The 13054-nt window shown below is 54.3% G+C and carries 5 protein-coding genes; 3 read left to right on the forward strand and 2 right to left on the reverse strand.

Annotated features, from left to right (window positions below; genetic code table 11):
• Positions 1 to 25: 25 nt before the first annotated feature.
• Entirely contained in the window at positions 26 to 994 is a 969-nt protein-coding gene (locus Poly59_RS18855; protein WP_146535665.1) for a deoxyhypusine synthase family protein, read from the reverse strand.
• 834 nt (positions 995 to 1828) lie between these two features.
• Between Poly59_RS18855 and rpoB the strand changes: the two genes are divergently transcribed.
• Together rpoB and rpoC are read left to right on the forward strand one after the other, a co-directional pair.
• On the forward strand, positions 1829 to 5554 hold the full coding sequence (gene rpoB, locus Poly59_RS18860) for a DNA-directed RNA polymerase subunit beta (RefSeq protein ID WP_146535666.1): 3726 nt from the start codon (positions 1829 to 1831) through the stop codon (positions 5552 to 5554).
• A 172-nt stretch (positions 5555 to 5726) separates the two neighbouring features.
• On the forward strand, positions 5727 to 10100 hold the full coding sequence (gene rpoC, locus Poly59_RS18865; protein WP_246151760.1) for a DNA-directed RNA polymerase subunit beta': 4374 nt from the start codon (positions 5727 to 5729) through the stop codon (positions 10098 to 10100).
• A gap of 115 nt (positions 10101 to 10215) precedes the next feature.
• Here rpoC and Poly59_RS18870 read toward each other — a convergent pair whose 3' ends face one another.
• Positions 10216 to 11472: a GspE/PulE family protein gene (locus tag Poly59_RS18870; protein ID WP_146535667.1), complete on the reverse strand. Its 1257-nt coding sequence runs from the start codon at positions 11470 to 11472 to the stop codon at positions 10216 to 10218.
• Positions 11473 to 11573: 101 nt separating this feature from the next.
• Between Poly59_RS18870 and Poly59_RS18875 the strand changes: the two genes are divergently transcribed.
• Positions 11574 to 13043: a RecQ family ATP-dependent DNA helicase gene (locus tag Poly59_RS18875; protein WP_146535668.1), complete on the forward strand. Its 1470-nt coding sequence runs from the start codon at positions 11574 to 11576 to the stop codon at positions 13041 to 13043.
• The last annotated feature ends 11 nt before the right edge of the window (positions 13044 to 13054 follow it).

Raw genomic sequence — 13054 nt, forward strand, 5'->3', positions numbered from 1 at the left:
TATTGGGGGAGTCGCGAAAGACGCATCACCAACCCAGAACATGAGCAAAGATCAGCGGCGCGCAGATTGTGGCGTCCGATTCAATGATGAACTTCGGTGCATCGGCGTCGAGCTTGCACCAAGTAATCTTTTCGTTCGGCACCGCGCCGCTGTATCCGCCAAAGCTGGTGATCGCGTCACTGATCTGGCAAAAGTAGCTCCAAAGCGGAACGTCTCGTTCAAGGTCTTGCCTCAACATCGGCACCACGCAGATCGGAAAGTCGCCAGCGATGCCACCACCGATTTGGAAAAAGCCGATCGGTCCGATTTTAGATTCTTCTTCGTACCACTGAGCCAGTCGCTGCATTTGGTAGGTCCCGGTTGCGATTGCGGTGTGGTTGGGGACGGTGCCATCGATCACACGCGCGGCGTAGATGTTGCCAAGCGTCGAGTCTTCGAAGCCGGGGGTGAACACAGGGATATTCATGTCTTTGGCCGCCGCAAGCCATGAGTGTTCGCGAGGGATTTGGTAGTGCTGGACTAGTTCCTTGTCGTCCAGCAGGTCGAACATGAATTCCACTGGCATGCGGTTCTTATTTGATTTCGCTGCTTCCTGCCACATCGGCGTCAAGCGGCCTTCGATGTGTCGCATCACGGTTTCGGGGATGCAGGTGTCCGTAACGCGGTTGAACCCTTCGTCGCGCAGGGCGACTTCGTCGTCCGTCGAAAGGGCTCGCCAGTTTTCGATGATGCGGTACTCGTTGTGCGCGACGAGGTTGAACATGTCTTCTTCCAAGTTAGCGGCCGTGCACGTGATCGCGTGGATCTTGCCGGCTCGGATCATCGGAGCCAGCGACAGGCCAAGCTCGCCCGTGCTCATCGCCCCGGCCAGCGTGACCATCATCCGCCCCTTGTTCTCTGTCGAAACGAATTGTCCGAACGACTTAGCAGCAGCGACCAATTCGCGAGCGTTGAAGTGGAGAAAGTGTGTTTCCAGTAGCTCGGTGACGTTCATTGGATGGCTTGGCGATAATAGGAAATGGTAGGAAGGGGCAAGTAAAGGGGCGGCGGCTGCCTGTCTGCCGTATAGCTTCCGATTGCGGACGCGTGCCGGCAAGCCGTCGAGTCGCTGTAGAATGTGTTCCCCTGAATTGGGGGGATGACTGTGTTCGGGCAGAAAATTCGCCAATAAATTTCTACCGAGCGTTGGTCACAAGCATCCTGATCCACCGGAAAAAAATGTAAAAAAACTGACCGTCGTTTTTTTGCTCGAATTCGAGCTTTTTTCATCCAGCGGCGTTTATGCCCACCTTGGGTCATGATAGCGGCGTTGATCGGGGCGGTTGGGGTCAGGTTTCTAAAAAAGTTTTTTTCTGCCCAAGGGTCGCGAAAAAAATTTTCAGAAATCTGAAAGCGGGCGCGAGACAAGAGGATTCGCAGTAAAACGCTGCTGCAGCATAATTCGGGCCAAAATGTCCGAGTTGGTCTTTTCTACATTCTGCCATTGTGATAGTTTTCACGAGTGATCATAGGCCCAACGTTTCTCGCTCGCCCGACTTTCGCCTCCCATTCGTCGTGTTTTCCCGTCCGGGATGGCACTGGATCGAACGGGTGGCGTTTTCGTGGTCGTGTTTCGCAAGGATTCACTGTCGCTTTGGCCGCCGCGACGGGGTGTCATTTACTGTATCCGCTCGCTAGTTCTCCTTGCCCGCACGCACCTGTCTGAACGCGTTTCACTGCTGAATGACGCATTCGCTAATTCCGCAAGTCATGGCCCTGTCCCGCTTTGGGCCCGATCAAACCAACCTCCCGCTCACCCACTTGGTCTTCTAAGGAGCTTTTCTAAACGATGGCAACCACCAGTCACCGTCGACTAGAGCCGACAACCGTACGTCACTTCGGTACCGGATTGGGAGGGAACTTTGAGCTCCCCGATCTGACCGCTCTGCAAACCGCCTCGTATGCCGAATTCCTCCAGGAAGACACGGACTCGCGGAAGCGGAAGTTGCATGGCCTTGAAGCTGTGATGAAGGAGATTTTCCCGATCAGCAGTTACGACGGCAATACAACGCTGGAGTATCTGTACTACGAACTGGGCAAGCCACGCTATACCAGCCAGGAATGTCGCCAGTTGCGATTGACCTACGGTCGCCCGCTGCGAATTTGGTTGCGTCTGAACCGCGAAGAGCCTCTCGAAGAAGAGGTCTATCTGGGTGACCTGCCTATCATGCTGGGCGGTGGTGAATTCATCATCAACGGTGCCGAACGCGTCGTCGTTAGTCAGTTGCACCGTAGCCCCGGTGTCGACTTTGTTCTTGAGCAAGACACGACGACCGACCGCAAATTGCCATCGTGCCGCGTGATTCCAGAACGGGGTTCGTGGATCGAAGTCAATGTGACCAAGAAGGACGCGTTGACCGTTCGGATTGACCAGAGCGGTAAGTTCTCGGCAACGACGCTTCTGCGTGCGATGGATCCAAAGTACTCCACCGACGCCGACATTCTGAACGCGTTCTACGAAACGGGCACCATCAAGATCACCGGCAGCACCAAGCCGGAAGCGATTGAAGGCAAGATTGCGGTCGATGACGTTGTCTACCCTGTGGACACCGATCGGTCGGGCGAGATCATCGTCGAAGCTGGTCACAAAATCAGCAAGGAAGTCGCCGAAACGATTTGCACGTCGGGCGTGAAGAGCATCGACGCGATGGACGCGCCGAAGATTCCGCTGATCTTCAATTCGTTGATCGAAGATAACACCGCAAGCCACGAGGAAGCGTTGCTGCGGATCTACCAACGTTTGCGTCCCGGCAATCCGCCCCAGCTTGAAAAAGCTCGTACGTTGTTTACGGAAAAGTTCTATGACGACAATCGTTATCGATTGGGCAAAGTTGGCCGTTTCCGCTTGAACCGTAAGCTCGGCTTGGAAGTTCCAGAAACGGAAATGTGCCTGCGTCCGGATGATATGATTTCGGCGATTCGTTATCTGATCGATTTATTCGATGCTGATAGCGAAGCTGAAATCGACGACATCGACCATCTGGGTAACCGGCGTCTGCGAACGATTGACGAATTGGCCAGCGAAGAACTTCGCAAGGGCTTTTTGAAGCTGCGTCGTACCGTTCAAGAACGGATGAGCATCAAGGATGCGACTGACATGTCGCCTCGTTCGCTGATTAATCCGAAATCCGTTTCCGCAGCAATCGATTACTTCTTTGGTCGTGGCGAACTTTCGCAGGTGGTTGACCAGACGAATCCGTTGTCGCAGTTGACTCACGAGCGTCGTTTATCGGCACTCGGTCCTGGTGGTTTGAACCGCAAGCGAGCCGGCTTTGAAGTTCGTGACGTTCACATTTCGCACTACGGCCGGATCTGTCCGATTGAGACGCCCGAAGGTACGAACATTGGTTTGATCTCGTCGTTGGCGATTTACGCCGGCGTCGATGATTATGGATTCTTGATCACGCCGTACCGGATCATTAAAGACGGTAAAGCGACCGACGAAACCGTTTGGCTGCGGGCAGACGAAGAAAGCGAATCGTATGTTGCACCAGCCGACACCGAAGTAAACAACGGTGCTTTGGTTGCCGGTCCGAACATGATCGCTCGGTTCCGTAGTGACTTCCAAATTGTTCAGCCCGAACAGGTCCACTACATGGACGTCGCGCCGGCTCAGATGGTGGGTGTTTCGGCTGGTCTGATTCCGTTCCTCGAGCATGATGATGCGAACCGTGCTTTGATGGGGTCGAACATGCAGCGGCAAGCGGTGCCATTGTTGGTTGCCGAGCCGCCGATCGTTGGTACGGGTATGGAACGCCAAGTCGCCAAGAACAGTGCGATGGTTGTGCGTGCTCGTCGTGCCGGTAAGGTCACCTACGTCGACTCGACTCGGATCGAAGTCGGCAGCGATCACTATGACTTGAAAAAGTATCAAGGTCTGAACGAACGAACCTGTCAAAACCAGCGTCCGATTATCTCGCTCGGCGACAAGGTCGAAAAGAACCAGATCATAGCTGACGGTGCTGCGACCCTGAACGGCGAATTGGCGCTCGGACGCAACGTCTTGGTCGGGTTCATGTCGTTCGACGGTTACAACTACGAAGACGCGATCATTATCAGCGAAGAATTGGTGCGTGCCGACACGTACACGTCAATTCACATCGAGGACTTCGACGTTGAAATTCGCGAAACCAAGTTGGGTCGCGAAGAGTTTACTCGCGACATTCCTAACGTGTCGGAAAAGGCTCTGCGGAACCTTGACGACAGTGGGATCGTCAACGTTGGTACTTATGTGAAGCCGGGCGACATTTTGGTCGGCAAGGTTTCGCCTAAGAGCAAGACTGAGTTGACGCCAGAAGAAAAACTGTTGCACGCTATCTTTGGTCGTGCCGGTGAAGACGTGAAGAACGACTCGCTAGAAGTGCCTTCGGGCATCGAAGGGATCGTCATCGACACGCACAAGTTCAGTCGCCGAATGAGTTTGTCAGAAGACGAGCGAAAGGTGTTCGAAAAAGAATTGAAGGAAGCCGAAAGCGTCGGCAACGCGGAAATCGCTAGCACGTTCGAAGGGCTCGTGCGTGAATTGGAAGATGCCGCGGGTACGAAACTGAAGGACTCGACTGGAACGCCGTTGGCCGATGGTCAGGATCCTAAGTTCGTCGCTGAACGTGCAACCAGTTTCCGCATCGATCACATTCTTGACCAAGTTAAAGATGACGAGAAGAAGAAAGAGGTCGAACGAGTCTTCGCTCAGCAGTGGGTGAACGTCGAGCAATCGATTGATGCTCGTGATCGGTCGCTCAATAGCATGAAGCGTGGCGATGAGCTTCGCAGCGGCGTGTTGCAGATGGTCAAGATTTATGTCGCGACCAAGCGAACGATCAGTGTTGGTGACAAGATGGCCGGTCGCCACGGTAACAAGGGTGTGATCGCCAAAATCTTGCCGGTTGAAGACATGCCTTTCTTGCCCGATGGCACACCGATCCAAATCATGCTGAACCCGCTGGGCGTTCCTTCGCGGATGAACGTGGGGCAGATCTTGGAAACGCACCTCGGTTGGGCAGGGGCGAAGCTTGGTTTCCAAGCGATCACGCCAGTCTTTGACGGTGCAACCGAAGATGACATCAACAAGTGTTTGGCCGAAGCCGGTTTGCCAGCACACGGTAAAATTCGTTTGACCGATGGTCGAACGGGCGAACCGATGGAGCAAGAAACGACGGTTGGCTACATCTACATGTTGAAGCTGCACCACTTGGTGGACGACAAGGTTCACGCGCGATCGACCGGACCGTACTCGTTGATCACCCAGCAACCGCTCGGCGGCAAGGCTCGTTTCGGGGGCCAACGGTTCGGCGAAATGGAAGTATGGGCGTTGGAAGCGTACGGTGCGGCGTACATCTTGCAGGAACTTTTGACCGTCAAGAGCGACGACGTCGAAGGTCGTACCAAGATCTACGAATCGATGGTCAAGGGCGAGAACACGCTCGAGGCGGGAACGCCGGCGTCGTTCGACGTGTTGACCAACGAAATTCGTGGGCTGGCGTTGAACATGCAATTGGAAAAACGATCGATCTGAGAAAGGGATTAGGTATTAGGTTTCAGGTTTGCGGGTAATCCAGCATCTGAAGCCTAGCCGTTTCTCGATATGCGTTTCGGGGGGAAACCCGGGACGAGAATTTGTGACGACCAGCCGAGGGTCGTCGCTTGAACCTGACACCTAAAACCAAATAGCTAAGGCTTAGTTCCCCATGTCCAGTGGCGAAACCAGCAATTACGATCGCATCAACGACTACGCATCAGTTCGAATCTCTCTCGCGCGCCCCCAAGACATCAAAGGATGGTCGTTCGGGGAAGTGAAGAAGCCTGAAACGATCAACTATCGAACCTATCGTCCTGAAAAAGACGGTCTGTTCTGTGAACGCATCTTTGGCCCTGAAAAGGACTGGGAATGCGCCTGCGGTAAGTACCGCGGCATGAAGTACAAGGGCATGATCTGTGACCGCTGTGGTGTGAAGGTCACCCACAGTCGCGTTCGTCGTAAACGAATGGGTCACATCGAATTGGCCGCACCGGTGGTTCACATTTGGTTCTTCAAAGCGATGCCTTCGCGTTTGGGCAACCTGTTGGACATGAAGACCAGTTCGCTTGAAAAGGTCATCTACTTCCAAGACTACGTGGTCATCGATCCGGGTACGACCGAATTGGAACCGCGTCAGCTTTTGACCGAAGAAGAATACCGCGCCGCGCGTCAGCAATACGGCGAAGGTTCGTTCGAAGCGGACATGGGCGCTGAAGCGGTTCGCAAGTTGCTCAACCTGCTGGACTTGGTGACGTTGTCGGAAAAACTGCGTGTCGACTTGGTCGAGACCGGTTCAAAGCAAAAGAAGAAGGACCTGATCAACCGCTTGAAGATTGTCGAATCGATCCGCGACAGCGACAACCGTCCCGAGTGGATGGTGTTGGACGTCGTGCCAGTGATTCCGCCCGACTTGCGTCCGTTGGTGTTGCTAGATAGCGGTAACTTTGCAACGTCGGACTTGAACGACCTCTACCGCCGGATCATCAACCGCAACAACCGCTTGCGTAAGCTTGTCGACCTGAACGCGCCGGAAGTCATCATTCGCAACGAAAAGCGAATGTTGCAACAGTCCGTCGATGCACTGTTCGACAACAACCGCTGCAAGCGACCGGTGCTGGGTTCGTCGAACCGACCACTGAAGTCCTTGACCGACATGATCAAGGGCAAGCAAGGTCGTTTCCGCGAAAACTTGCTGGGCAAACGAGTCGATTACTCGGCCCGCTCGGTCATCGTAGTTGGTCCTCGCTTGAAATTGCACCAATGTGGTTTGCCCAAGAAGATCGCCCTTGAACTGTACCAACCGTTCATCATCCGCCGCTTGAAAGAACTCGGCCACGCCGACACCATCAAGTCGGCCAAGAAGATGCTCGAACGCAAAGACGAAGAAGTTTGGGACATTCTGGAACAGGTCATCAAGAACCACCCTGTGCTTTTGAACCGTGCACCGACGTTGCACCGGATGGGGATCCAGGCGTTCGAACCGATTCTTGTCGAAGGCAACGCGATTCACTTGCACCCCTTGGTGTGTAAGGGCTTCAACGCCGACTTCGACGGTGACCAGATGGCTGTCCACCTGCCGCTTTCGATCGAAGCTCAAGTCGAAGCCCACACTTTGATGATGTCCACCAACAACGTATTCGCGCCATCGAACGGCAAGCCGATCATGTCGCCGTCGCAAGACATCGTCATGGGTTGCTATTACATGACTGCCGAAATGCCCGATCAAAAGGGTGAAGGCATGATCTTCAGCGGCTATGACGAAGTCGACTTGGCGTTCGCACAAGGTGTGATCGCGATTCACGCACGTATTAAGATGCGTTTGCCACGTTTCCAACGTTTGAAAACTGAAACTGGCGACGGCGTCTATGGTGCGATCATTGACACCACGCCTGGTCGTGTTCGGTTCAATGAAATGCTTCCCGACGGGATGGACTACTACAACCAACCGATGAAGAGTGGTGACTTGGCACTTGCCATTAGTGACTGCTATCAACGGCTAGGTCGCAAGGCAACCATTCACTTGCTTGACGACATGATGCAAGCTGGTTTCCGTGAATCGACTCGCAGTGGTTTGTCGTTCGCGACGGATGACTTGGTCACGCCGGACTCTAAGACTGACTTCATCAAGAAGGCAGAAAAAGAAGTCATGAAGCTGAAGAAGTCGTACGAGCGTGGCTTGATGACCGGGCCCGAACGATACAACCACGTGCTAGACGAATGGACGGCCGCTCGTGAGTTGATCACCAAGGACATGATGCAGGCGATGAAGAACGACATCCGCGAAGGCGGCTGGTACATCAACCCGGTGTACTTGATGTCGCACTCCGGTGCACGGGGCGGTATCGAGCAGATTCGTCAGCTTGCTGGTATGCGGGGATTGATGGCGAAGCCGACCGGCGAAATCATCGAAACGCCCATTAAGGCAAACTTCCGCGAAGGTCTGTCGGTTCTGGAATATTTCTCGTCGACGCACGGTGCCCGTAAGGGATTGGCGGATACGGCACTGAAGACGGCTGACTCGGGTTACCTAACTCGTAAGCTTGCCGACGTCGCGCAGAACGTGGTGATCACGATGCAAGACTGCGGCACCACCCAAGGGATCACCAAGGGTGTTGTCTATCGCGGCGAGAAGGTCGAAGTCAGCTTGGTCGATTCGATCAACGGTCGCGTTAGCCGCCAGTCCATCGTTAACCCGGTGACTGACGAGATCATCGTTCGTGAAAACGAAATGATCACACCAGACATTGCTCGTAACATCGAAGCGATGGGCTTGGAAAAGATCCAAGTTCGTACGCCGATGACCTGCGACGCACCGCTTGGTGTTTGCCGATGCTGTTACGGCATGGACATGTCGACCGGTTCCATGGTCGAAGAAGGCATGGCCGTCGGTATCATCGCGGCACAGTCGATCGGTGAACCGGGTACTCAATTGACCATGCGTACGTTCCACATCGGTGGTAGCGTGAACAAGCAATCGGTTGAGTCGGACATCAAGAGCAAGCGTGCTGGTAAGGCTCGATTTACTCGGATGCGTGCGGTGGAAAACACCGAAGGCATTCCGATCGTGCTGAACCGAAACGGTGAAATCACGCTGGTCGATGATCGCGGGCGTGAAATCGAATCGTATCCGATCCCAACCGGTGCGGCCGTCATGGTCAAGGAAGGCGAGGAAGTCAAAGAAGGAACTGTTCTTTGCGAATGGAACCCGTACTCGATTCCGATTTTGTCGGAAGTTCACGGTAAGATCCGCTTTGAAGACATCGTCGAAGGTCAGACGATGCGAGTCGAACGTGAAGCGAGCGGCAACGTCCGTATGATGATCGTTGACCATAAGGGTGACTTGCACCCGCAGTTGGTCATCGAACAAGACGCCGACGGCGAAGCCATGCTAGAAGTCGGTGCCGTTGGTAAGGCACTCGAGGTCATCTACTTGCCCGAGCGTGCGATGATCGTGGTTCGCGAAGGCGACAAGATCATCCCTGGTACGGTGCTTGCTGAAATGCCGCGTGAAGGTGGTGGTGTTTCGGACATCACGGGTGGTCTGCCGCGAGTTACCGAAATTTTCGAAGCTCGTAAGCCAAAGGATCCCGCCGTGATCGCGGAAGTCGACGGCGAAGTCGAGATCCTTGCTGAACGCAAACGTGGTAAGCGAACGATCGTGGTCCGCAGCGAATCGGGTATCGAACGTGAGCACTTGGTGCCGCACGGTAAGCACTTCCAAGTTCACAGTGGTGACTTTGTGAAGGCTGGGCAGGCACTTGTCGAAGGGCCTTTGGTGCCGCACGACATTCTGCGAGTTTCGGGCGAAGAAGCCGTTCAGCAATACTTGCTGCACGAAATTCAACAGGTCTATCAATCGCAGAAGGTTGAAATTAACGATAAGCACTGCGAAATTATCATCGCTCGCATGCTGCGTAAGGTGAAGATCGAATCGGCTGGTGACACGAACTTGCTGCCGGGCAGCGTGATGGACCGTTTCCACTTCCGTCACGCCAACGATGACTTGGCCAAGTGCATTCGGGTCAGCAAAGCTGGTGCGAGCGACTTCACCGAAGGTCAAATCATTCCGAAGGAAGTATTTGAGCAAACCAACGCTGAAATCGAAGCAATGGGTGGCGAGCCCGCCAAGGGCAAGCGTCCGAAGAGTGCCACCGCGAGTACTCAGTTGCTAGGGATCACCAAGGCTGCCGTTCAGTCGAACAGCTTTATCTCGGCTGCATCTTTCCAAGAAACGACCAAGGTTTTGACCGAAGCGGCGTTGGCCGGCAAGGTCGACAAGTTGGTCGGTTTGAAGGAGAACGTTATTCTGGGGCACTTGATTCCGGCCGGTACCGGTTTCCGAATTTTCCAAGAATCGGAAGTCAATTACCGTCGCGAGGCGTTGGAAGAGCTGGCAAATGCACCGGTTCAAAGCTTGGAAGAAAGCTTCCCACTGTTGAACGCAGACGAGGCCACGACGCCGTCGCCAAGTGCTCAAGTGGAAGAGCCATCCGATATGCCTAGCAACCAAACGCTTGACCAATTGTTGGGCGGACAGGAGTAAGGCTTCGGTCTTTGCTATAGCGATCAGTAAAAACAAAACCTCGCGTTCCAAGTTGGGACGCGAGGTTTTTTTATGGACAGTCTCGTCTAGCTTAAAAAGCGCGAGTTCAATCGCTCTACGCTTTTCGCTTTGCCAAAGCCGACAAGGTTGCTAGTAGCGGATCGGCGATTGCGTGGTTGGCTTCGTCGGCGGTCGTTTCGCCTCGCAGGACTCGTGCAGCCGTTACTTCGGCAAGGCACAGCATGCCTTCGTCCACGGCCAGCGTTTCGAGATCTGCCGCGGACACTCCCTCGCCTATTGCGTGGCAAAGGTGATGATTCAGGTCCATGATTTCCGGCACGCACGCTAGCGACGCAAAGCCCGCACCGAAGCATTGGTCACAGCCGACGGCCTCAAAGAGTTGTGGTTTCTGACCGCCCAGCACATTGCCGATTCTCGGTCCGATGTCCATGTCGACGTCACAAATCGGTCGGCGGCAATTCGGGCATAATTGGCGAAGCAGTCTTTGGTTGATCACCCCAAGCAAAGCGCCCGCCAAGAATTTTGGTTTCGTATCGTACTGCAGCATCGCATCGACCGCTTCGGCGCAGCTCTTCGCATGAATGGTTGCCAAGACGAGTTGTCCGCTAGCGCCCGCTCGTACTGCAGTCGACGCTGTTCGTGAATCACGGATTTCGCCAACCATGATGACGTCCGGGCTGTGGCGCAGTACCGCGGTCAGCAGGTCGGCAAAGTCGAGCCCGGCTTTGATGTTGACCTGCGACTGCATGACGCCGGGTAACGAATGTTCGATCGGGTCTTCAAGTGTATGGATCTTGCGGGTGCCGTCGTTGAGTGCTTCCACCGCCGAGTACAACGTGCTCGACTTTCCGCTTCCTACCGGGCCAGCGACAAGGACCAGGCCGGACGGACGATGGATCAGGTCTAAGATCGTTTGAAGTTCCGAAGGATCGTAACCAAGTTTGTCGATCGATCTTGCGCCTCGCACCGGGTCGAACAAGCGAATCGCGATGTCTTGTCCATATAGCGTTGGGATGCTGCTAAGACGCAAATCGATCTCGCTGCCGTTGGGTGTGGTCAGGACGCCGCGTCCATCGGCGGGTCGAATCGATTCGCCCGCATCGGCACCTGCCAGCACTCGCAGATGTCCTTGCAATCGTTTCCCGTACTGGCGTGCAAGTTTTCGCACCAACTCGATCTTCCCGAGTCGGCGGATTGCCACCAGGACACAGTGTTCGGAATCGGAAATGAACAGATCGCTGGCGTGCCGTTCGACCGCCCATTCGACTAAGTTCGCGGCATACATCTCAGGCGGCGAAATCTCAACTTCGCCCTCAAGAGGTTCAAATTGAACCTCGTTTTTCGTGCTCATCTTGATGTCTTATTTCTGGAGGCGATTCAAATCATCGATGTCGGAGAACAAAAGCAGCATGACTATGGACGATTGGGCACATCATTGCAAAGATTTAGGGCATGACCGAGCTTAACTCATCAGCGTTTGGAGACGGGCCCAAGGAACACTTGCAAAAGGAACTCTTGCAAAGGCACTTTGGATATTCGTCATACCGTGGTTGCCAAAGAGAGGTCATCGACCACGTTCAGGCGGGCCGGCATGCGATGGTCGTGATGCCCACCGGCATGGGCAAGTCTCTATGTTATCAGATTCCAGCATTGGCCATGGAAGCAGACGGTCGCAACTTGGTCCTCGTCTTGTCCCCGCTGGTGGCGTTGATGCATGACCAAGTGGATTCGCTGGTACGCCGTGGGATCGATGCCGCATATATCAATTCGTCTCTTGATCGCGAGACGAGATTGCAGCGGTATGCAGCGGTCGCGGCCGGGGGGTATCGGTTGCTTTATGTGACCCCCGAAAGATTTCGCAAGGACGATTTTTGTGAGGCGCTATCGCATCGTCACGTGCATCTTCTGGCGATTGACGAAGCTCACTGTGTTAGCCAATGGGGGCATGATTTTCGTCCCGACTATTCTCGCATCAGTGACATTCGACAGCAGTTGGGCGACCCAACGACAATCGCACTAACGGCGACAGCGACCGCAGAATGTCGCCAAGATATCGATCGGCAGCTTGGAATCGACCCAAATGAAATTCGTTTGTTTCACGAGGGCATTGATCGACCGAATCTATCGATCGATGTTCAGCCCGTTTTTGACGAAGACGAAAAGATCGACGTGATCGTTCAGACGCTTGATGATCCGGTCTATCACGGCGGCAGCGTGATTGTCTATTTTTCGTTGATCAAGACGCTTGAACGAGTCAGTGACCAGTTGATGCAGCGGAAAATAAGCCACGTCGTTTATCACGGCGATTTGCCTCGTGGGAAGCGACGACGAATACAAGATGAATTCATGACCGGTGATGCTGATATTGTGCTAGCTACACCCGCGTTTGGGATGGGCGTCGACAAAGAGGACATCCGGATCGTAATCCACGCGGAAACGCCCGGTTCGATCGAATCTTATTATCAAGAAATCGGCCGAGCTGGGCGGGATGGCAAACCCAGTCTGTGTCGGTGGCTTTACGATCAATCAGATCTGATGACGCAGATGCAATTCATTGAATGGTCGAATCCGGATGCAGACTTTTATGGTCGCGTTTACACGGCGATCGTCGAGCATCCCGAACCCTGTCGAGCGTTCGGTTTGCAATGGCTGAATGATCGACTTCAGCGGGTCAGTCGGCACGACCACCGGCTAGCGACCGCGATCGCGATGCTTGACCGTCACGGGGTGGTGGCGGGACCTTGCGAACCCGAGTGCTTTGATATTCTTACCGCGTTACCCGCGTACTTCACTGACGACGAATCGCTGGGTGAAAAGAAGCGTCGCGATCAACAGCGGTTGTACGCGATGGTCCAATTGGCGGCCGAAGAAGGCGACCGCAAAGAATTCCTGAACCGATATTTCATGGGTCCAGACGCGTAAGGCGAAAGTCA

This window comes from Rubripirellula reticaptiva, assembly GCF_007860175.1.
GTDB classification, from domain to species: Bacteria; Planctomycetota; Planctomycetia; order Pirellulales; family Pirellulaceae; genus Rubripirellula; species Rubripirellula reticaptiva.